Origin of the sequence: Bifidobacterium sp. UTBIF-78, assembly GCF_006408945.1 — a bacterium.
GTDB classification, from domain to species: domain Bacteria; phylum Actinomycetota; class Actinomycetes; order Actinomycetales; family Bifidobacteriaceae; genus Bifidobacterium; species Bifidobacterium myosotis.
The window spans coordinates 25,024-46,144 of record NZ_JFAO01000022.1 but is presented as its reverse complement, the minus strand read 5'-3'; the positions used below and the strand labels follow the sequence as shown (position 1 = coordinate 46,144).

16 protein-coding genes and 1 riboswitch are annotated in these 21,121 nt (G+C 64.8%); of the genes, 6 read left to right on the top strand and 10 right to left on the bottom strand.

Going from position 1 to position 21,121, the window contains the following annotated elements:
• The first annotated feature begins 2 nt into the window (after positions 1-2).
• From recQ to BG22_RS06035, 4 genes are all read left to right on the top strand, one after another.
• Entirely contained in the window at positions 3-1,964 is a 1,962-nt protein-coding gene (gene recQ / locus BG22_RS06050; RefSeq protein ID WP_140494105.1) for a DNA helicase RecQ, read from the top strand.
• Between the two features lie 282 nt (positions 1,965-2,246).
• The gene (locus BG22_RS06045) at positions 2,247-3,008 is read left to right on the top strand and encodes an ABC transporter ATP-binding protein (RefSeq protein WP_375137706.1); all 762 of its coding nucleotides are present in this window, start codon (positions 2,247-2,249) and stop codon (positions 3,006-3,008) included.
• The gene (locus tag BG22_RS06040) at positions 3,005-4,282 is read left to right on the top strand and encodes a COG1361 S-layer family protein (RefSeq protein ID WP_258186234.1); all 1,278 of its coding nucleotides are present in this window, start codon (positions 3,005-3,007) and stop codon (positions 4,280-4,282) included. The genes BG22_RS06045 and BG22_RS06040 overlap by 4 nt, the downstream gene beginning before the upstream one ends.
• 15 nt (positions 4,283-4,297) lie before the next feature.
• Complete coding sequence (locus tag BG22_RS06035) at positions 4,298-5,797, top strand: ABC transporter permease (RefSeq protein WP_140494103.1); 1,500 nt, start codon at positions 4,298-4,300, stop codon at positions 5,795-5,797.
• A 111-nt stretch (positions 5,798-5,908) separates the two neighbouring features.
• Here BG22_RS06035 and metK read toward each other — a convergent pair whose 3' ends face one another.
• Together metK and rpoZ are read right to left on the bottom strand one after the other, a co-directional pair.
• Positions 5,909-7,132, bottom strand: coding sequence for a methionine adenosyltransferase (gene metK, locus BG22_RS06030; protein ID WP_140494101.1), 1,224 nt, complete (start codon positions 7,130-7,132; stop codon positions 5,909-5,911).
• Positions 7,128-7,188: riboswitch (SAM riboswitch) on the bottom strand. It overlaps the preceding gene by 5 nt.
• Positions 7,189-7,409: 221 nt before the next feature.
• Complete coding sequence (gene rpoZ, locus BG22_RS06025; RefSeq protein WP_094667091.1) at positions 7,410-7,694, bottom strand: DNA-directed RNA polymerase subunit omega; 285 nt, start codon at positions 7,692-7,694, stop codon at positions 7,410-7,412.
• Between the two features lie 234 nt (positions 7,695-7,928).
• Here rpoZ and ilvD point away from each other — a divergent pair, with 234 nt between their 5' ends.
• The gene (ilvD, locus tag BG22_RS06020) at positions 7,929-9,794 is read left to right on the top strand and encodes a dihydroxy-acid dehydratase (RefSeq protein ID WP_094667090.1); all 1,866 of its coding nucleotides are present in this window, start codon (positions 7,929-7,931) and stop codon (positions 9,792-9,794) included.
• A gap of 107 nt (positions 9,795-9,901) precedes the next feature.
• Here the strand turns inward: ilvD and BG22_RS06015 are convergent, their stop codons facing one another.
• From BG22_RS06015 to BG22_RS06000, 4 genes are all read right to left on the bottom strand, one after another.
• The gene (locus BG22_RS06015; protein WP_140494099.1) at positions 9,902-10,309 is read right to left on the bottom strand and encodes a Fur family transcriptional regulator; all 408 of its coding nucleotides are present in this window, start codon (positions 10,307-10,309) and stop codon (positions 9,902-9,904) included.
• 8 nt (positions 10,310-10,317) lie between these two features.
• A complete protein-coding gene (gene purK, locus BG22_RS06010; protein WP_140494097.1) occupies positions 10,318-11,505 on the bottom strand; it encodes a 5-(carboxyamino)imidazole ribonucleotide synthase in 1,188 nt (395 codons plus the stop codon).
• On the bottom strand, positions 11,489-11,989 hold the full coding sequence (gene purE / locus BG22_RS06005; RefSeq protein ID WP_181163406.1) for a 5-(carboxyamino)imidazole ribonucleotide mutase: 501 nt from the start codon (positions 11,987-11,989) through the stop codon (positions 11,489-11,491). The genes purK and purE overlap by 17 nt, the downstream gene beginning before the upstream one ends.
• A gap of 83 nt (positions 11,990-12,072) precedes the next feature.
• Positions 12,073-13,065 (bottom strand): zinc-binding dehydrogenase, encoded by a 993-nt coding sequence (locus tag BG22_RS06000; protein ID WP_140494093.1) that lies wholly within the window; start codon positions 13,063-13,065, stop codon positions 12,073-12,075.
• 302 nt (positions 13,066-13,367) lie between these two features.
• Between BG22_RS06000 and BG22_RS05995 the strand changes: the two genes are divergently transcribed.
• Positions 13,368-15,899 carry a 1-deoxy-D-xylulose-5-phosphate synthase gene (locus tag BG22_RS05995; protein ID WP_140494091.1) on the top strand — a complete coding sequence of 844 codons (2,532 nt, stop codon included), beginning with the start codon at positions 13,368-13,370 and terminating at the stop codon, positions 15,897-15,899.
• A gap of 72 nt (positions 15,900-15,971) precedes the next feature.
• On the opposite strand, the gene fmt is transcribed toward BG22_RS05995, so the two are convergent.
• The 4 genes from fmt to serB form a co-directional block, all read right to left on the bottom strand.
• Positions 15,972-16,934 carry a methionyl-tRNA formyltransferase gene (gene fmt / locus BG22_RS05990; protein WP_140494089.1) on the bottom strand — a complete coding sequence of 321 codons (963 nt, stop codon included), beginning with the start codon at positions 16,932-16,934 and terminating at the stop codon, positions 15,972-15,974.
• Positions 16,935-16,990: 56 nt separating this feature from the next.
• Positions 16,991-17,695 carry an HAD family phosphatase gene (locus BG22_RS05985; RefSeq protein ID WP_094667083.1) on the bottom strand — a complete coding sequence of 235 codons (705 nt, stop codon included), beginning with the start codon at positions 17,693-17,695 and terminating at the stop codon, positions 16,991-16,993.
• Positions 17,696-17,798: 103 nt separating this feature from the next.
• Positions 17,799-20,018, bottom strand: a complete 2,220-nt coding sequence (locus BG22_RS05980; protein WP_140494087.1) for a primosomal protein N' — start codon at positions 20,016-20,018, stop codon at positions 17,799-17,801.
• 305 nt (positions 20,019-20,323) lie between these two features.
• Positions 20,324-21,094, bottom strand: coding sequence for a phosphoserine phosphatase SerB (gene serB, locus BG22_RS05975; RefSeq protein ID WP_140494085.1), 771 nt, complete (start codon positions 21,092-21,094; stop codon positions 20,324-20,326).
• Between the last annotated feature and the right edge of the window lie 27 nt (positions 21,095-21,121).

Below are 21,121 nucleotides of genomic sequence, written 5' to 3'. Positions count from 1 at the left end.
CTATGACAGCACAGGATGCATTGGGGGCGCTCAAACGGTATTTCGGCTACGATTCGTTCCGGCCGGGGCAGCAAGGGATCGTCGAATCGCTGCTCGCCGGGCGCGACGTACTTGGCGTCATGCCCACCGGCGCCGGCAAATCCGTGTGCTATCAGGTGCCCGCCGCCTTGCTGCCGGGCGTCACAATCGTCATCTCCCCGCTCATCTCCCTGATGCGCGATCAGGTGGATGCGCTGAACGATCTGGGGCTGCCGGCCGCGTTCGTCAACACCACCCAGACCCCGGACGAGCAGTCGATGGTGTTCGCCCAGGCCGCCGCAGGTGAGGTGAAACTGCTGTACGTCGCCCCGGAACGTTTGGAGACGGGACGGTTCCGCGACTTCGCCTCCCGCACGCCGATCGCGCTTGTGGCCGTGGATGAGGCGCATTGCGTCTCCCAGTGGGGGCAGGACTTCCGTTCGTCGTATCTCGGCATCGGCGACTTCATCGCCTCCCTGCCGAGCCGTCCGCCGGTGGGCGCGTTCACCGCGACCGCCACCGAACGGGTGCGCCGGGACATCGTGGGGATGCTGGGACTGCGCGATCCCTCCGTCACCGTCACCGGATTCGACCGGCCGAACCTGTACTTCGACGTGGTCAAGCTGGAGACCAAGTACAAGGCCGCGTGGGTGGCCCGCTATGTGGCCGATCACGCGGACGAATCCGGCATCGTCTACTGCGCCACCCGCAAGGAGACGGAGGCGCTCGCGGCCACCCTCAACCAGATGGGGCATTCGGCCGTGGCCTATCACGGCGGCATGGCCCCCGATGTGCGCGAACGGGCCCAGCGCGACTTCATCACCGATCGGGTGCCGGTGGTCGTCGCCACGAACGCCTTCGGCATGGGCATCGACAAATCCAATGTGCGGTTCGTGATCCACCACAACATGCCCGAATCCATCGAAGCCTACTACCAGGAGGCGGGACGCGCCGGACGCGACGGCGAACCCAGCCGGTGCACGCTGCTGTGGAACGAATCGGATATCGTCACCCGGCGTCGTCTTCTGGACAACGACTACGACAACGAACGGCTCACGCCCGAGGAGCAGGAGATTGTGCGCCAGTCCAAGCGCAGACTGCTGGACGGCATGGTCGGATACTGCCGCACCACCGAATGCCTGCATCGGTACATGACCCGGTATTTCGGGCAGGAGCTCGAGCCGACGGGCGCGGCGAAGGGGACGGCCGGGGCCGCCGAAAACACCTGCGGAGCCTGCTCGAACTGCGAAAGCACGTTCGAAACCATCGACGTGACCCGTGTGGCCCAGGCCATCAGCCGGTGCGTGCATGACGTGAACCAGCGGGTCGGGTCGGGCAAGATCGTGAAGATCCTGCGCGGCTCCAAGGCGCAGGATCTCGCGTGGCTCAATCCGGAACAGATGCCCACCTTCGGCATGCTCAAGGACGTGAACGAGGCGCGCATCCGCGACGTGCTCAGCCAGATGGCCACGGACGGCTATCTGGCCATCGCCGAAGGTCGTCTGCCGATCGTCATGTTCGGCCGTCGCGCCGTCGAAACGGCACAGCCGGACTTCCACTATGAGATCAAGCGGGTGGAGCGCAAGGCCGGTGGGACGGGCGGCTCGGGGCGTTTCGGCGGCGGCAACGGCGCCGGCAATGGCGCCGGGAGCGCCGGATTCGCCGGCGCAGTATCCGACGGCGACGGCCGGGCGCTTGACTCCTACATCCCGGACGACGAGGACGAGGCGCTGTTCCAGAAGCTGCGTGAGCTGCGCCGCACCATCGCGCAGGAGATCGGCAAACCGCCGTACATCGTCTTCTCGGACAAGACCCTGCGCGACATGGCCCGCATCAAGCCGGTCACCGACGCCCAGTTCCTTGCCGTCAACGGTGTGGGCCAGCACAAGCTCGACCTGTACGGCAAGCGGTTCATGGAGGCGGTCGCCGCGTTCGATGCCGGGTGAACCGGCGATTCGCCCACCCCTATTGGCACCCGACCGGCATCAGGGAACACCCCTAATGGGTGCGCAACCTGAACGTTCGCACTAGACTCACTGGAAGAAGTGTGATTCGCGTCACCGCGATGCAACGGTTGTGAGAGGTGCGGTCACGCGCGCAGCGCTCGCCAATGGCGACGAACGAGAGAGAAGGTGCCCGTGCCTCGATCAGACAGTCCCGCCGGCATATCCGGCGATTCGCCCGTCGGCGGCCGCATCGGCGGTTCCGCTGGCCGTCCCATCATCGAAGTGAGGAACCTGCGCAAGGAATACCCCGTCGAGGACGAGACGGTGGTGGCGCTGGACCGCGTGAACCTTGCGATTCTGCAGGGGCAGATCTGCTGTATCTTCGGCGAATCCGGCTCCGGCAAATCCACGCTGCTCAACCAGCTGGCCGGCATGGAGAAGCCGACCCGTGGCGGCGTACGCATCGGGGGAGTGCCGGTCAGCCGTCTCGACGAGCGCGAGCTCGCCGCATTCCGCCAGAAGCATCTCGGATTCGTGTTCCAGTCGTACAACCTGCTGCCGAACCTCACCGCCGTCGAGAACGTGGCGATGCCGCTCATGTTCCGCGGCGTGCCTAGGGAACAGCGGGAGCGGGCGGCCCGCGGCGTGCTCAAGCGCGTGGGATTGGGCCATCGCCTGAGCCACTATCCGCGTCAGATGTCCGGCGGACAGCAACAGCGCGTCGGCATCGCGCGTGCGTTCGTGACCAAGCCGGAGGTGGTGTTCGCCGACGAGCCCACCGGCAACCTCGATTCCAAGACCAAGGCCGAGGTCATGGACATGATCTGCTCGTTCGCGCGCGATTTCAACCAGACCATCGTGCTGGTCACGCACGACCCGCAGATGGCCTCGTACGCCGACCGCATCGTCACGTTGTTCGATGGGCGGATCATCGATGACCGCTCCAACACCGCCCATTCCGATCATTCTGATTATTTCGATTATTCCGACCATTCCGACCATTCCCACCGTTTCAACGCCGCAGTCCAAGGAGTCGACCGATGAAGCACCTCACCAATCGCATGTTCGCCGTCATCACGGCATTGCTCGCCATCCTCGCGCTGGCGTTTGCCGTCGTCTCCCTGCCGCATCCTGCATACGCCGAGGATGGCAATGCCTCCGCACAGACCTCGGACGGCGGCGGTGACACGCCTGTGGCCGGCCCCGTGCCGAACATCATCGTCACCAACTTCACGTACGGCGGCGATTCGGTGGCCGCCGGCTCCAAATTCGACCTGGCCTTCACCTTCCAGAACATGGGGCAGGTCGCTGTCTCGAACATGGTGGTCACGGTCGATGGCGGCGAGAGCTTCGCCATCGCCGGCGGCACCAACACCTTCTACGTGGATGCGCTGTGGGCCGGATACTCGTTGACCCAAAGTCTGCCTATGCAGGCCGTCTCCTCGGCCAAAAGCGGCGCGCAGCCCATCACCGTGAGCTTCCGATACGAGTATGTGGACTCCGGCTCACGTTCCTCGAACCAGTCCGACATCAAGATCTCCGTGCCGGTCAGCCAACCCGACCGCTTCGAGATCAGTGAGCCGGCGCTTCCGGACCAGGCCTTCGCCGGCGAGGAGACCACGGTCACGATGGAATACGTGAACAAGGGCAAGGGCGACATCTCCAATGTCGAGGCCACGATGGAGGGCGAGGGCTTCGACGCCACGATGAAGACCCAGTACGTGGGCAATGTGGCCTCCGGCGCCACCGGCTCGATTGGTTACGCCTTCACGCCGCAGTCCTCGGGCGAGCTCGACGCCAAGCTCAAGATCACCTATGAGGACTCGGACGGGCAGACCAAGACCAAGGAATTCCCGGTCAAGCTCGCCGTGAGCGAGCAGATGCCGGTGACCGACCCCACGATGGACCCCGCGATGAATCAGACCGTCGATCAGGGCCTGCCGTGGTGGGTCTGGGTCGTGGCGGTGGTGGTCGCGGCCGGTGTGATTGTGGCGATCGTGGTGCTGGTCCGCCGTCGTCGCAGCAAGAAGGCCAAGGACGATATCGATGGGGAATGGGATGACTGGTCCGGGAACTCCGGCGCGTCCGGTGCCTCCGGTTCCATGGCTGGCGATGCCGCATCCGGTGTTGCTGGTGGTACCGGCGCGGGCACTGGAACGGGGACTGCGGACGCCACCGTCACCGAGATCATCGACTCCGGCAAGGCGGCGCTGGGCGGAGGTGCCGTCGTCTCCGGCGGGACCGAAGCCGCCGCGTCGGGTGCCGACGGCGGCAAACGGGCCGGCGGTTTTCGCGGCGCCGCCTCGCATAAGGCCTGACGGGAAGGCCATCCCATGCGATTCGGCGATATCCTGCGGCTCTGCCGCCAGAACCTATGGAGACGCAAATCACGTACGATCCTGACCGTGCTCGGCGTGATCGTCGGCTGCTGCTCCATCGTGCTCATGATCTCCCTCGGCCAGGGCATCAACGAGCAGAACGAGAAGATGCTCAAGCAGATGGGCGATCTCTCCATCGTCACCGTCTACACCTCCGGCGGCAGTAGGACGAACACCGGCGCCGGCACCACCGAGGTCAAGCTGGATGACAAGGCCCTCGAGAGCTTCCGTTCAATGAGCAACGTCTCCGGTGTGACGCCGGTGATGAACCTGCCGTACAACGCCACGCTCAAGGCCGGCTCGGGCGGACGGTACGTGGCCGACTTCGTGCAGATCATGGGCATTGACATGACGCAGTTCGACCAGATGGGCTACAAGATCAAGGACGGCTCCATGCCGGTCCGCGATGGTCAGGTCTTGGCCGGCGAGTGGCTGGCGTACGACTTCATGGACACCCTGCGCGGCGGCGAGATGCGCTACGCCAATCGCGGCGACGGCTCGTATTCCTGCACGTATAACGAGGCCACCGGCCAGTGCGAGGAGCCCGAGGATCAGGACCCGTATTTCGATCCGATGAAGACCCAGCTCACGCTGGTCACCGGCACCGATTACCAGGGCAGCTCCTACAGCATGCAGATGATGGGCGGCGGTTCCGGGAGCGGCACGGGCTCCCAGTCGGAGACCGTCACCGTGGACCTCACCGTCTCCGGCATTACCAAGGCGGACCAGAGCAAGGGATACTCCACCTCCAGCGGATTGGTCATGGACCTGAAGGACCTGAAGGCGCTAATCGCCAAAGTGGACCCGTCCACGGCCAAGAAGACCTCGACCACGTACGATCAGGTGTTCGTCAAGGCCGCGGACCTATCGTCCGTGCCCGAGGTGGAATCGCAGATCAAGGCAATGGGCTTCGACACCTCGTCCTACGAGGACATGCGCAAGTCGCTGGAGGAGCAGTCGAGGGCCATCCAGCTCATCCTCGGCGGCATCGGCGCGGTGTCCCTGCTGGTGGCGGCCATCGGCATCGCCAACACGATGGTCATGTCCGTGACCGAACGCACGCGCGAGATCGGCATCATGAAGGCGCTCGGCTGCTATGTGCGCGACATCCGCATGATGTTCCTCACCGAGGCCGGGGCGATCGGCTTCTTCGGCGGACTGGTGGGATGCATATTGAGCGGTCTGATATCGCTGGCCATCAATCTCGTCGGCATGACGTATCTTTCATCGATGTACATGGGCAGTTCGGGCGACGCCGCATCCCTCTCGTTCGGGGAACGCTTCTGGCAGTCGCTGGCTGGCGGCGAGGACGTGACCCGCTATTCGGTGATTCCGTGGTGGCTGTTCCTCTTCGCCATCCTCTTCTCGACGCTGATCGGCATTATCTTCGGCTTCGGACCCGCCAACAAGGCGGTGAAGATTCCCGCGCTGGACGCCATCAAGAACAGCGAGTGATGCTTGCGACAATGATGGGGTCGCCTGTCCAAGAAGACAGACGACCCCATCATCAGAAATCAATCGACATGGGTGCCGCCGCCGATAACCCGTATCGGTCGGCGGCCATGCTCACTGCTCGGCGATAGCGGCCTTGAGCTCGTCCACGCGGTTCGTGCGCTCCCACGGGAACTCCACGTCGGTGCGGCCGAAGTGGCCGTAGGCGGCGGTCTTCAGGTAGATCGGGCGCTTAAGGTCGAGTTCGTCGATGATGGCGGCCGGACGCAGATCGAACACCTTGCGCACCGCCGCGGCGATCTGGCCGCGCGTCACGCCGTCACGCTCCGTACCGAACGTCTCCACGTTGATGGAGACCGGGTCGGCCACGCCGATCGCGTAGGCTACCTGAACCTCGGCCTTGTGGGCGAGTCCTGCCGCCACGATGTTCTTGGCGACCCAACGCGTGGCGTAGGCTGCGGAACGGTCGACCTTCGACGGGTCCTTGCCGGAGAATGCGCCACCGCCGTGATGGGCCGCGCCGCCGTAGGTGTCCACGATGATCTTGCGGCCGGTCAGACCGGCGTCGGCGGCCGGGCCACCCAGCACGAAGGAACCGGTCGGGTTCACCAGCTGGCGGTACCCCTCGTACGGCACTTTGTCGCCCAGCACGTCCTTGAGCACCGGGTCGATGACGTGCTCCTTGAGCTGCGCCTCGAGCCACGCATGGCTGGCCTCGGGATCGTGCTGGGTCGAGATCAGCACGGTGTCGAGGCGTACGGGCTTGTCGTTGTCGTCGTACTCGATGGTCACCTGGGTCTTGCCGTCCGGGCGCAGGTGCGGCACCTCGCCGGACTTGCGCACCTGGGTGAGGCGGTAGGCGAGACGATGCGCCAGATAGATGGGCAGCGGCATAAGCACCGGGGTCTCGTCGGTGGCGTAGCCGAACATCACGCCCTGATCGCCGGCGCCCTGCGCCTCGTAGCGCTGTTCGCGGCTCGCGGCCGATTCCTCGGCGGCGTTCAGACGGCTGACGCCTTGGTTGATTTCGGCGCTCTGGCCGGTGATGGCCACGATCACGCCGCAGGAGTCGGCGTCAAGACCGACTTCGGAAGAGGTATAGCCGATGTTGCGCAGGGTCTCACGCACCTTGGCCTGCACGTCGCAGTAGCCTTCGGACGTGACCTCGCCGAAGACCAGGAACACGCCGGTGGCCGCCGAGGTCTCCACGGCCACATGGCTGGTGGGATCCTGGGCCAGCAGATCGTCGAGAATAGCGTCGGAGATTTGGTCGCAGACCTTGTCGGGGTGGCCTTCGGTCACGGATTCGGCGGAGATGAGCCGCTTTTCTTCTGTCATATCATCCCTTTCGTAGGACTTATCGCCCCGCGTCGGACGCGAAGCACAATGATACGGTGTCGGCGATATTGAGTTATCAGATATGTGCCTGTCACTGTGGAGTAGACATACGAAAGGGCTCGTGCCAACCAGCGCGGTGGCGCGAGCCCTTATAGCGTGTTCGCTCCTGAAGTCGATTTATAGCCGTTGGACGCGGCTCAGGCAAGTGTGTTGTCTGAATTCGGTCCGTGGCGAACATCTCGGGAGTGGAGCGAATTCAGAGCGAAGTCAGATCAGATCAGTTGCCCTCGTTGGTGTCGTCCTCGCCCAAGGTCTCCTCAAGCAGACCCTCGTCGATCTCGCGGAAGGCGATGGACAGCGGCTTCTCGTTGTTCTGGTATTCGACCAGCGGGCCGACGTTCTGCAGCAGGCCCTCATTGAGCTGGGTGAAGTAGGAGTTGATCTGACGGGCGCGCTTGGCCGCGAAAATGGCCAGCGCGTACTTGGAATCGGCGTGCTGCATGAGGTCGTCGATCGGCGGGTTCGCAAGACCAGTGGGATGCGGGTCGGTGCCAAAAGCCATGATGCTTATCTCCAGACTTGGAAAAATCTATCTCAACCGAAGCAAGTGTAGCCGTCCGTGGGGACACTGTGGGATACCGGGCAAAGGCCGCCGGATGCGGCGGTCGGTCGGAAGCCCGGCGGATTTGGCGAATTATCGGGCCAACCGCCGACTTCGCCAACGTTACGTTTTCGAAAATTCCATAATGTGACTCTTGACAAAACCCGTGTCCCGCGCAAGAGCTTGAATGGAACCATGACTGAAATGCGATCTGCAAAACTCATGTCCGGCCGCGTCTTCGCAGGCGCGCGTGCCCTCTACCGCGCCGCTGGCGTCAGCGGCGACGATATGGGCAAGAAGCCCATCATCGCCATCGCCAACTCCTTCGACGAGTTCCTCCCCGGCCACGTCCACCTCAACAAGGTGGGCCGCATCGTTTCCGAAGCCATCAAGGAGGCTGGCGGCATCCCCCGCGAGTTCAACACGATGGCCGTGGACGACGGCATCGCCATGGGCCACACCGGTATGCTCTACTCCCTGCCTTCCCGCGATATCATCGCCGATACCGTGGAATACCAGTGCAATGCGCACTGCGCCGACGCCCTGATCTGCATCCCGAACTGCGACAAGGTGGTTCCGGGCATGCTCATGGCCGCCCTGCGTCTCAACATCCCGACCGTGTTCGTCTCCGGCGGCCCGATGGAGGCCGGCACCACGGTGCTTGCCGACGGCACCGTCAAGAAGAACACCGACCTCATCTCCGTGATGTACGCCTCCGCAGACGATAGCGTCTCCGAGGAGGACCTGCTCAACTACGAGAAGACCGTGTGCCCGACCTGCGGTTCCTGCGCCGGCATGTTCACCGCCAACTCGATGAACTGCCTGACCGAGGCCATCGGTCTGGCCCTGCCGGGCAACGGCACGATCCTCGCCTCCCACGGCTTCCGCAAGGAGCTGTTCCGCAAGGCCGCGCGTCAGGTCGTCAAGATCGCCAACCAGTACTACAAGGACGACGACGATTCCGTGCTGCCGCGCTCCATCGCCACCAAGGAGGCGTTCGAGAACGCCATGACCATGGATGTGGCCATGGGCGGTTCCACGAACACCGTGCTGCACATTCTGGCCATGGCGCAGTCCGCTGACGTGGACTTCACCCTGGACGACATCGAGCGCATCTCCCACACCGTGCCCTGCATCTGCAAGGCCGCGCCTTCCGGCAAGTGGGAGATCTCCGACGTGCACCGCGCGGGCGGCATCTGCGGCATCCTCGGCGAGCTCGACCGCGCCGGCAAGCTGCACAGGAACGTCCACTCCATCGATTACCCGACGCTCGAGGACAAGCTCGCCGACTGGGACATCATGCGCGACACCTGCACCGAAGAGGCCAAGACCATGTACCACGCGGCACCGGGCCACATCATCTCCCCGGAACCGTGGACCCATGAGACCCTGTTCGACTCGCTCGACACCGACCGCGTGAACGGTGCCATCCACGACATCGACCACCCGGAGATCCACGAGGGCGGTCTCGCCGTGCTGCGCGGCAACCTTGCTCCCGACGGCTGCGTAGTGAAGACCGCCGGCGTGCCCCAGGAGATTTGGAAGTTCCGTGGACCGGCCCTGGTGGTCGAATCCCAGGAGGAGGCCATCAAGGTCATTCTTGACGACACGCTGAAGCCCGGCATGGCTCTGGTGATCCGTTACGAAGGCCCGAAGGGCGGCCCGGGCATGCAGGAGATGCTGTATCCGACCTCCTTCGTCAAGGGCAAGGGCATCGGCAAGCAGGTGGCCATGCTCACCGACGGTCGCTACTCCGGCGGCTCGTCCGGTCTGGCCATTGGCCACATGGCCCCCGAGGCCGCGAACAAGGGCCCGGTGGCGCTCATCAAGAACGGCGACATCATTGACATCGACATCGAAGCCCGTTCCGTGAACGTCGAACTGACCGACGAGCAGCTGGCCGAGCGCCGTCGCGAGCTCGAGGCCGGCGATGGCTACGTGGCGCACCGCGACCGCAAGGTCTCGCAGGCCCTCAAGGCCTATGCCGCCTTCGCCCGCTCCGCCGACAAGGGTGCCACCAGGGACCCGGATCTGATCAACAAGCTGTCCGGCCTCGCCTGATGTGCTGCGAGCCGGCGGCTCAAGGTAGGCTAAGGTAAGAGTGAAGGGCGGTCTCCGACATACGGAGACCGCCCTTCACTCTTATCCGGCATATCCGGCTGCTGCGCTCAGTCTTTTGCCTGCTCCGCCTTTCGGCAGTCGGTGCACAGGCCGAAGACCTCGAGCGTGTGCGATTCCACGGTGAACCCGTGGCTTTCGGCCACTTTGCGCAGCCAAGTCTCGCTCGGCGGGTCGATTTCGACGGTCTTGCCGCAATTGCGGCACACCAGATGATGGTGATGTCCGTCGTCGCCGCACAGACGGAACAGCTGCTGCCCGTCAAGCCGGATGGTGTCCGCGGCGCCTGCGTCGGCCAAGGCGTTGAGCTGGCGGTATACGGTGGCCAGTCCGATTCGGGACCCAGCGTCCTGCATGCGACGGTGCAGCTCCTGCGCGGAGATGAACTCGTCGCATGCCGCCAAAGCCGCGTGGATGGCGTCCTTCTGTTTGGTCTGACGTTCGATATGTTCAGCCATACAGACGGTCACGCCCTCTTCTCGTACGGCTTCAGATCATCCCAGCAGCCGGTGGCCTCGAGCTCGGCGACGGTACGGGCGGTGTCATCCGTGAGCACGGTGATATGGCCCATCTTGCGGTTGTGCCGCACCTGGGCCTTGCCGTAGTCGTGCACGTTCCACTCCGGATGCTGACCGATGAGCGCGCGCGTGGGGGCCACATGCTGGCCGAGCACGTTGACCATCACGGCCGGGCTCAGCAGCCGGGGCTGGATGAGCGGCCAGCCGGCGATGCCACGGATATGCGCGTCGAACTGGTCGATCGAGCAGGCCTCGATGGTGTAGTGGCCGGAGTTATGCGGGCGCGGGGCGAGCTCGTTGACGATCACACGGTCGTCCTTGGTCACGAACAGCTCGATGGCGAGCGTGCCGGCCAGTTCGAATCCCTTGGCCAGCGCCAGGGCCATCTCATGCGCGGTCCGGGCGATCTCCGGGCGCACCTCGGCCGGGGCGATGGTCATATGCAGGATGTTGTTGCGGTGGTCGTTGCGCACGATAGGGAAGGTCACATAATCCTTGCCGTTGCCGGACACGAGGATGGACGCCTCGAACGCGAAATCCACGAAGCCCTCGAGGATCGAGGGAGGGAAGCCGCCGCCGCGATCGCCGCGCGCGCGGATCTTCTCCAAATCGGCATCGTTCCTCAGCACATGCTGGCCGTGGCCGTCGTAGCCGCCGGAACGCGTCTTGAGCACACACGGGTAGTGCAGCTCGTCGATGGCGGCCTCGAGCTCGTCGAAGTCGTTGACCTCACGCCACGGCGCGGTCTCGATGCCGTGCTGGTTGATGAACGTCTTCTCGTTGATGCGGTCCTGCGTCACGCGCAACAGGTCGGTGCCCTGCGGGGCGGCCACCAGATGACGCACCTCGTCGATGGACTCGGCGTCCACGTTCTCGAACTCATAAGTGAGCACGTCGGATTTCTCCGCCAGATCGTGGATGGCGGTCTTGTCGTCGTATTCGCCGACGATCTGGAAATCCGCCACCTGCGCGGTCGGACAGTCCGGGGTCGGGTCGAGCACGCCGATGCGGAAGCCCATGTATTTGGCGGACAGGGCCATCATGCGGCCGAGCTGGCCGCCGCCGATGATGCCGATTGTGGCGCCCGGCTGCAGCATCTGCACAGCGCCGTGGGTTTCCTCAAACAAGCTGGGCATTGGATTCGGCCACCTTCTCCTTCAGCGAGTTGCGGTAATCCTCGAGCTTGTCGGCCAGCTCCGGTTCGAACGCGGACAGCATCTGCACGGCGAGCAGACCGGCGTTGGTGGCGCCGGAATTGCCGACCGCGGTGGTGGCCACCGGGATGCCGCCGGGCATCTGCACGATGGACAGCAGCGAATCCCAGCCGGAGAGCGCATGCGAACGCACCGGCACGCCGATCACCGGCAGCGTGGTCTGGGCTGCGATCATGCCCGGCAGGTGGGCCGCGCCGCCGGCGCCGGCGATGATCACCTTCAGGCCGTTCCGGCGCGCGTTATGCGCGAAATCGGCCATCAGCTCTGGTGTGCGGTGTGCGGAGATGACCTGCTTGTGGTATGCGACGCCGAATTGGTCGAGGATGTTGCAGGCGAGCTTCATGGTCTCCCAGTCGCTGGCCGAGCCCATGACCACGGCGACTTCAGGCTTGGATTCGTTTGCCATTATCATTTACTCCCTAGTTATTGAGAATATGGCCCACTGTACTCCGCTCTTGCGAAGAGTCGGCGTGCGTGATTCTTCGTGCGCTACAGCTCGATGACGATCTTGCCGAACACGTCGCCGGCGTCGAGCTTGGCGAAGGCCTGGGGTGCGGCGTCGAGCCCGGCGAACGTCGAATCGATGGTCGGGTGGAGGTTGGCGTGTTCGACGAACCGCAGCAGTCTGGCGAAATCCTCGCGCGAGCCCATTGTGTTGCCCTGCACACGGATGTCCTGGAAGAACACGCGCGTCAGTTCGGCACCGGGTTGGTCCCCGGTGGTCGCCCCGCAGACGGCGATGGTGCCGCCGGGGCGCACGGATTTGACCGAATGCGACCAGGTGGCCGCTCCCACGGATTCGATGACCGCATCCACCTTATGCGGCAATCGTGCGCCGGCCTCGAAGGCCGCGTCCGCGCCGATTGCCAGCGCGCGCTCGCGTTTGTCCTGGTCCCGCGAAGTGACGAACACCTCAAGCCCGGCCGCATGGGCCAGCTGGATGGCCGCCGTGGACACGCCGCCGCCGGCACCTTGGACGAGCACCGTGTCACCGGGCTTGACGTTCGCCGAGGTGAAGATCAGAGAATAGGCGGTCAGCCAGCTCGTGCCGAGCGTCGCCGCCTCGGCCATGGTCAGGTTCGCGGGCTTGGCGAACACGTTGGCGGAGGGCACGGCGACATGTTCGGCCATCGTGCCGGGGTACTTCTCGGAGAGGATCGTGCGGCGCTCGCCGGGGGCCACGCCTGCGCCGTCGGTGCCGATGAAGGTGTAGAGCACCACCTCGCCGCCGGCCTTGAGTCCGTGCTTGCCGGGGATGTCCTCGTCCAGAACGCCTGCGCCGTCGGTGCCGAGGATCATCGGCGTCTGTTCGGCGGACAGTCCCACGCCTCTGAGCGACCAGAGGTCGTGATGGTTCACACTGGCTGCACGCACCGCGATCGTGGACCAGTACGGGCGCGGTGCGGGTTCGGGGCGGTCGCCCACCGCCAACGCGGCGAGCGGGTTGGTGGAATCGACGGTGGATGCGTATACGGCTTTCATGATGAGCTCCTTCGCTGGTATGGGCGCGAATCGCCTGATGCGGTTCGACCGGCATGGTCCGGGCGGCGCGGCCCGTTGGTCTCGGACCGCGCGACACGGCCGGGTGACACGGGTCAGGCGGCACAGTCCGGGTGGCACGGTCCGGATGGATGCGTCGGCGTGGTGTTCCGGCCCAATTATCGCACTGATGGCTGCCCGATATACGGAGATGTTGGGGGTATTGACGACTCCGCCGCATGCCTGAAGGCATCGAACAGTAGGATTGCGCCTTCGGAAAGGCTAGTGGAGGGGAGTTCGACGGTATGGATGGCATGATGACGGGAGCTTCCGGATCGTTTGATTCCGATGCGCTGCTGCGTTCCATAGCCGGCCCGGACGACGTCAAGAGGTTGTCGGACGCCGAAGTGCATGAACTTTGCTGTCAAATTCGCCGCACGCTGCTGCGTTATGGTCATCTTCACGGTGGCCATATCGGCTCAAACCTCGGCATGGTGGAGGCAACGGTGGCGCTACACCGGGTGTTCGACTCGCCGCGCGACCGCATTGTTTTCGACGTGTCCCACCAGAGCTACGTGCACAAGATGCTCACCGGGCGGGCGGCGGCGTATCTGGATGCCGACCGTTTCGGCGAGGTCACCGGGTTCACGAATCCCGGGGAGAGCGAACATGACCAGTTCGTGCTCGGTCATACCGGCACGTCCATCTCGCTGGCGTGCGGTTTGGCCAAAACCCGCGATATGGAGGGCGAGGCGAGCGGCATCGGCAACGTGGTGGCGATCATCGGCGATGGTTCGCTGAGCTCCGGCGTGGCGTTCGAGGGATTGAACAACGCGGCCGAACAGGGCGGCAACCTCATCGTCATCGTCAACGACAACGAGATGTCCATCGCCGGTGATTTCGGCGGCATGTACGGTCCTCTTGCGCGGCTGCGCGCTTCCGGCGGCACCGCCCAGCCCAATCTGTTCGAGGCGTTCGGATTCGAGTACCGGTATGTCGGGCGCGGCAACGATGTGGACGCCCTGACCGCGGCGTTCCGCGAGGTCAAGGACATCGATCATCCGGTGGTGGTGCACATCCACACGCTCAAGGGGGCGGGCTATCCCGACTGCGGTTGTGGGCGTGGTTGTGGTTGTGGCCGGGACGCTGGTTTGTCCGTGCCGTCCGAGCGGTCGGATGATGCGAGCCAAGAGGGATGTGGAATGCACGGCGCGAACCGGGAGGGGCGCGGAATGCCTGGTGCGAACCGGGAGGGGCGTGGAATACACGGCGCTATCGAACGGGACGATTCCTCGTGTCGGAACGCGGCCCCGGAGTCTTCGGCCTCCGATGCGGGCGTGCGCCCGGCATGCAACGTGTCCCACACCGAACCGTGGCATTCCGATCACTGCAACCTGTCCGACCATGATCCGCACGAGGGTCAGTGCGAGGCCTCCCATTGGCAGAATCCCGACGCCGCGCTCGGCCGACCGGACGACCCGCGCAAGCATTACGGCAAACTGGCCATGGCGGCGCTTGAGCCACGATTCGCCAATGAGCCTGGTCTGGTGGTTATTTCGCCGGCCACTCCCGGCTCCAACGGCATCACCCATGAGTTCCGCGAACGGGCTGGAGCCCATTACGTAGACACCGGCATCACCGAATCGCATGCCGTCGCGTTTGCAGCGGGCATCGCCCGCGCCGGCGGAACCCCGGTGGTGGCCACCACCGCATCGTTCTTCCAGCGGGCCTACGATCAGTTCTTCCAGGAGATGAGCCTGAACCGCTCGCGGGTGACCGTGCTCGATTTCCTAGGTGGCCTGTCCGGCTCGGACAACACCCATTCCGGCGCGTACGACGTCATGATGTTCGCCAATATCCCGGGTGTGACGATGCTGGCGCCGACGTCACAGGCTGATTTTCTGGCCGATCTCGCCTGGGCCACGATGCCGGACGATCACGATGATGGAGCGCGGAAGCCTGATGATCGGCCCCGCTTCTCCGCGACCGAAGGGCGCAACATTGCCGATGCGCAGGGCGGCATCGGTGGAGGCGCCTTTGCGTATGACCATGCCGGCGAGCGGAAGCGGTCGGAACAGACTCGGTCGTGCGAGGGCGCTTCTGCCGGCTGTGGTGGTCTGGTAGCCCCGCCGGATGGTCCCGTGGTGATTCGTGTGCCGGGCGAGCCGATTCTGGCCGCCGAGCGCGATGCGTCGTTGCTGCCGTTGACCGGTGGCCGGCCCTCGCCGCAAGTCGTTTCGGGTGATACCGCGACGCCTGATGATGTGAATTGCGACTCGTCGCGACAGTTGCACCCGTTGCACTCATCAGGGAATCATTCGGAAGCTTTGTCTATCGGTCAGATGTCTGATCCACTGGCGTGGCGTGTGACGCATGCCGGTTCCCGCGTGGCGATCATCGGTCTGGGCAACACGTATCCGCTGGCCGAACGCACGGCAGCCGCGTTGATGCATGATCGTTCGGTCGCCGCCGGCGGGCGTCGTACGGATGCGGGAGAGGATACGGCGTCGGGACACGGCCCTTCCGGCGCATCGCTGAACGTCACGGTCATCGACCCGCGGCAATGCAGTTCGCTGGACGTTGCGGCGCTGGAATCGTTGCGAGAGGACCACGAGCTGGTCGTCACGCTGGAGGACGGCCAGCTTGAAGGCGGCTGGGGCGAGAAGGTGACCGCGTATTACGCGAACCACCGCATTGACGGCGCCCGGACCCCGCGCGTGCTGAACTTTGGCGCCGATAAGGAGTTCACCGACCGTGTCTCCTTGGCCGACCTCAATGAACGCTATGGACTTACGGTGACGCATCTCGTCAAGGTCATTCGTGCCGCGCTCGTATAGCGGATGATTGTCGTGGTCCGGCGTGCGAGCCGGTCAGCTCGCACGCAGTGCGTCCGTAATTGCAGGAAGGGCCTACCGCAGGTGGGCGGTGGGGGAGAGCCGGGCGCCTCGGGCCCAATCGGCGGCGCGCATGGCTTTCTTGCCCTGCGCCTTGACCTCAATCAGCTCCAGTGCCTCGGTTCCGGTGCCGACCCAGACATTCCGCTTACCCACGCTGATCGCGCCGGGCTCCAGACCGGTCGGCGTGTTCGGATTGGACCGATCCGCCGGTTGCGCGGCGAGGATATGCAAGGTGATGGCATCGTCCGACTTCCCGGCCTGCAGCTCGGTCCATGCGCCGGGGTGAGGCGTGCATGCGCGAATCTGACGGTCGATGGCCTGTGCCGCATCGGTCCACGAAATCCGGGCGTCCTCGACGGAGATCTTGTGAGCGTATTCCAGCCCATCGGCGGGCTGCGGGGTGAATGTGGCTGTGCCGTCACCCACCGCGGCCAGCGCATCCACATACATGGGCGCGCCTTCGTGGGCCAGCCGTTCCAGCAGTTCGCCGGAGGTTTCACGGCCGGTCAGGGGAATCGTCATCGAGGCGACGATCGGACCATCGTCCAATCCCTCGCCCACCTTGAACACGTCGGCGCCGGTGGTGGGGTCGCCCGCCCAGATCGCCCGCTGCGCCGGCGCGGCACCGCGCCACTTCGGCAGATTGGAGAAATGCAGGTTGTACCAGCCCATCGGCACCGCATCCAACACCGTTTTGGGCAGGATGTTACCGTACGCGATCACCGCGGCGATATCCGCATTGAGCGCGCGCAAGGACTCTAGGAATTCGGGGGAGCGCGGCTTGGCGTCGATGACCGGCAGACCCAGTTCCAATGCCGTGGCTTTGACCGGGCTCGGCGTGAGCCTGCGTCCACGACCAGTAGGCGCATCCGGGCGGGTGATCACGCCGACCACCTCGAAGCGCGGGTCGTCGGTGAAGGCCTTCAGCGAGGGCACCGCCACATCGGGCGTGCCCGCGAACACCAGTCTGAGCATAATCCTCCTTATCAATTGGTCTGATGAAGCGCCCCGTATATGGGGGTATTTCTGCCTTACCGCACGTTCGGGATGTCGAGGCCGTTGGCGATGAGCAGTTGACGCAGCTTGACCGGATCCTTGAACCGGGTGCCGCGGATGCCGGCCGCATTCGCGCCGACGATGTTCATGGCCTTATCGTCGATGAACAGCGCGCCATCGGCTTTGATACCGAACTGCTTGAGCGCCGCCTCGTAGATCTCCTTGTGCGGCTTGCGCAGGTGCACGAAGCCGGAGACGAGCTTGCCGTCCAGCTGCTGGAGGATGTCGCACTGCTCCTCGGCGATGTGGAACGAACCGGCCTCCCAGTTGCTTAGACCCCATACGCCGATGCCTGCGGCCTTGAGATCGTTGACCAGTACGCGGGCACCGGGCACGATGCCGGTCAGGGAATCACGGAAGTTGGCCATGTAATACTGGAGGATGTCCGCCCACTTGTCCCCCTTGCGTTCGCGCATGATGGCGATCGCCTCTTCGGGGGCGGTGCCTCCGTCCATGAGGTCGTTGATGTCGTAGAACCCGGAGATGTCGTTGTCCAGGAACTGTTCGATGGTTGTGCTGCTATAACGAGGGATGAGCGCCGCCGCCGGGTCCCAGTAGATCAGCACATTGCCGAAGTCGAAGATCACATCGGTGATCGGCTTGCCGGCATTCGCCGCCGCCTCGCCGTCCGCGACCAGCACGTCGTACTCCATATCCGGTTCACCGGGCCAACCCTTCATAGCTTCCTCCTTTGGTTCGGTGTGTGTCCTATTCCATGCTTCCATGCGTAGGCGACGATTGGATCAGGCGATTGGACAGTCGAATGGCCCATTCGTCAGATCGTCAGATCAGATCCTTGGGGTCCACCCGGAACCGCAGTTCGCCCGCCTCCCTGGCGGCCACATGCCGCGCGGTCTCCCGGTGCAGACGGATCGCCAGCTCGGCTCGGGACCGCTGCGGAACCCGCACCACGGCCTTGACCCGGTCCGCGGTGGCTTCGAGTTCGCGGGCGTCCACGGTGTCCGGCTGCGCGATGGGCACCGGCCCGAGCATGCCGGGCATGTCGTCGCAGACGGACCAGTCTCCGCCAAGAGCGCCGATGCGTTGCATCAGTGTCATCACGGCATCACGACGCCCCCATACGCAGCCCGCGGCCACCGCCGGTGGCATGCCGGTCTCGACTCGCTCCTCCATATCCTTGGCGGCAAGTATCCGCGAATCCCAGAGCATCAGCGATTGGGCGATGGCGGGATCGGTCTCGCCCAGAATCAGGGCCTGGCCTCCGCGCGATCGGGGCGCGCACAGTGAGACGGCCCGCATCCATGCCGTCAGTGTGTCGAGTCTGGCATCCACCCCCAACGCGTACAGGCTGGTCCAAGCGTCCAGTATGGCCACCGCACGGTATTCGTGGCCGGCTGCGCCCTGTTCTGTGCTGACGGGCCGTACGCGAGGTTCGAATCCTGGCGTCGCGATGACGATCATTGGTCGGCACGCCACATCCGGCACCAGCCCCTGCGCCTTGCTGGAGAGCACCACCGGCACCCCGCGGAACAGGCCGGCCAATTCGGCCGCGGTGCCGGCGGCACCCACACGCACGACACGCATGCGCTCGTGATGACATCCCGGGCATGTCCAATTGATGGCGGCTGCACCGCACCAGCGGCATCGTGGCGTGGCATCCCGTCCGTCCGACGACCGTTGCAATGGCCCCGCGCATTTCGCGCATCGGGCCTGCCGATGGCATTTCGCGCAGCTGAGCGTCTCGCTGATGCCATCCTGGGGGATGGACAGCAGTACCGGCCCACTCTCCAAGGCCTTGCTCAACACGCGCACTGCAGTGTGCGGCACTCGGGCGCCGATGCTTGGGTCGGCCAGCCGGGCCAGCTCATCCCGATTGAGCCATCGCACCCACGGCGTGGCGTCCTTGAGCGGCGATGCCAGTGGATGGATCGCCGTGGAATACCCGCTCACCGGCGTCTCCACAGTGTCCGGTCCCGTGTTCTCCCACTGGCTTTGCGGCGTCCGCGCGTTGGCCATGGCCACGAACACGCCGTCATGTGCCTTGGCTCGCAGCCTCATCACGCCACGGGCCTGAGGATAGGGCATCATGCCGTCCATGTTCTGATAGGCGGCATCCTCCAATATCGCGAACAGGGCCGGTCCCTGAACCGGGGCGTACATGACGGCGCGCGTGCCGACGACCACCTTCACCTGACCCAGCGCCACCGCCAGATAGGCGCGGTAACGGTCGGCTGCTGGCATGGCCTCTGCATTGAGCACGGCCACATCCCCGGTCCATCCTCCGGTGGGGGAGGGGGCGAATCGCGTGAGCCCGTAATTGCGCAGCATGGGCAGCAGATCCTCCACCTCGCGCATGGTGGGCAGCTCCACCACGGCGCTTTTGCCTGCGGTCAGGGCCGTGGCCACCATCCAGGCCATGTCCCGCTGCCACTGCCGCGCGCCGGGCATCAGATCGAAGACGAAGGATTGGAACCGGTTGCCGGTAAGCCCGTCCTGCAGTACGGAGGCCTGCGCGTAATTGGCGGCGATGCGCCGATACCCCTGCGCAGCGCCGTCGGCCAGCCCGGTGCCCGGTGCCCGGTGGAACGACGCCGCAAGTCGCTGCTCATCCTCGACCTTGGCCACACGCGGCGGGACCGCGAACCGGAGAATATTGGCGCGGGTGCCGCCATAGGCTTGGGCGATCAGACCGATGTCCTCCCGCATCGAGGCGGGGACGAGCACGTCGGGGCTGAGCACACGTTCGAGGTATCGCAGCGAGGAACGGGGTACGTCACTGGAGGCGCCGCGCGACCAGATCACCCCGCTGATGCGCTGCCCCCCGAACCGTACCCGTACCAGCACGCCGGGCTGTGCGGCCTCGCTGTCCTTCTCCTCGATGAGATAGTCGAAGGTCTGCCCCAGATGCAGCGCCTGCACATCCAGCACCACATGGGCTATGGGGTCATGCTCGGCCGGAGTGCGCTCCGCGGACGCGCGTTTGCGACGCTTGCGTGGGGCAAGCCCCGCGAGCGTCAGCTGTTCGGCGTCCTGTGCAGTCATGGGTCCACTATAAATGCGTAAAAGAAAGACGGTAAAATTTTACCGAATCCGTCGAAAACATGCGGTTTATTCATGCTTCACAGCCTCACAAGGGACGCATTGCCCTCGAAAGGCCGATAGCGGTGGCCGGCGTGAAGCCGATAGCGGCGGGAGCGGCTCCGCAATCGACTTCACCAACAGCCGCTCCCGCATCATCCCGGCAGGGCCTCCTTTCGGCAGACCCCATTCCGGCAGGGCCGCATCCTGGCAAGTCATCCTTCCGGCAGAAGGCCCGCCCGTATGCGGCCACCCGCATCACCGCAACGCTACTTGCGCAGAAAATCGAGCACCCGGCGCAGGTCACGCTCATTGATGGCATCGTCCGCGGCCAGCTGCGTCTTCGGCTTGGCGCAAAACGCCAGCCCCAGACCCGCAGCCTGAATCATCGGGATGTCGTTGGCGCCGTCGCCCACCGCCACGGTCTGGCTGATCGGCACACCCAGACGCTGCGCCCATGCCTGCAGCGCGTGCAGCTTCACGGTCTTGCACACGATCTCACCGACCACCTTGCCGGTGAGCCTGCCATCCTCGACCTCCAGTCGGTTGGCGATCCAATAATCGATGTGCCCCTCGGCGGCGAGGCGGTCCACCACCTCATGGAAGCCGCCGGACACCACGCCCACCTTCCAGCCGTGCTCGTGCAACGTGTCGATGAGCTCCAACGCGCCCTGGGTGAAATGCAGTTTGTCATGCACGGTGTCGAACACGGAGACGGGAAGCCCCTTGAGCAGGGCCACGCGGGCGCGCAGGGCATCGCAGAACTCAAGCTCGCCGCGCATCGCGCGCTCGGTCACCACCGCGATCTCCTCACCGCAGCCGGCGGCCTCGCCCAGCTCGTCGATGACCTCCTCGTCGATCAGCGTGGAGTCCACGTCCATGACCAGCAGACCCGGCTGCGCCAACGTGGGCAGCGAGACGGTGCCCGACGTCGCCTCCGCTCCGGCCACCGTCTCGGCGGCGACGGCATCGGCGAGACGGTGGCCGGAGCCGACGGTCCCCTCGGACTTGTCAACAAAATGCACATCTTCTTGCGTCATGCATCCGATTCTCGAAAAACCTTGGGA

Bases quoted from the DNA above. Each gene is read 5' to 3' on its own strand.
- BG22_RS05980 (WP_140494087.1), bottom strand. From the start codon at position 20,018: ATGACTGCACAGGACGCCGAACAGCTGACGCTCGCGGGGCTTGCCCCA.
- BG22_RS06000 (WP_140494093.1), bottom strand. From the start codon at position 13,065: ATGAAAGCCGTATACGCATCCACCGTCGATTCCACCAACCCGCTCGCC.
- BG22_RS05995 (WP_140494091.1), top strand. From the start codon at position 13,368: ATGGATGGCATGATGACGGGAGCTTCCGGATCGTTTGATTCCGATGCG.
- BG22_RS05985 (WP_094667083.1), bottom strand. From the start codon at position 17,695: ATGAAGGGTTGGCCCGGTGAACCGGATATGGAGTACGACGTGCTGGTC.
- purK (WP_140494097.1), bottom strand. From the start codon at position 11,505: ATGCCCAGCTTGTTTGAGGAAACCCACGGCGCTGTGCAGATGCTGCAG.
- BG22_RS06035 (WP_140494103.1), top strand. From the start codon at position 4,298: ATGCGATTCGGCGATATCCTGCGGCTCTGCCGCCAGAACCTATGGAGA.
- recQ (WP_140494105.1), top strand. From the start codon at position 3: ATGACAGCACAGGATGCATTGGGGGCGCTCAAACGGTATTTCGGCTAC.
- rpoZ (WP_094667091.1), bottom strand. From the start codon at position 7,694: ATGGCTTTTGGCACCGACCCGCATCCCACTGGTCTTGCGAACCCGCCG.
- metK (WP_140494101.1), bottom strand. From the start codon at position 7,132: ATGACAGAAGAAAAGCGGCTCATCTCCGCCGAATCCGTGACCGAAGGC.
- fmt (WP_140494089.1), bottom strand. From the start codon at position 16,934: ATGCTCAGACTGGTGTTCGCGGGCACGCCCGATGTGGCGGTGCCCTCG.
- BG22_RS06040 (WP_258186234.1), top strand. From the start codon at position 3,005: ATGAAGCACCTCACCAATCGCATGTTCGCCGTCATCACGGCATTGCTC.
- ilvD (WP_094667090.1), top strand. From the start codon at position 7,929: ATGACTGAAATGCGATCTGCAAAACTCATGTCCGGCCGCGTCTTCGCA.
- purE (WP_181163406.1), bottom strand. From the start codon at position 11,989: ATGGCAAACGAATCCAAGCCTGAAGTCGCCGTGGTCATGGGCTCGGCC.
- serB (WP_140494085.1), bottom strand. From the start codon at position 21,094: ATGACGCAAGAAGATGTGCATTTTGTTGACAAGTCCGAGGGGACCGTC.
- BG22_RS06015 (WP_140494099.1), bottom strand. From the start codon at position 10,309: ATGGCTGAACATATCGAACGTCAGACCAAACAGAAGGACGCCATCCAC.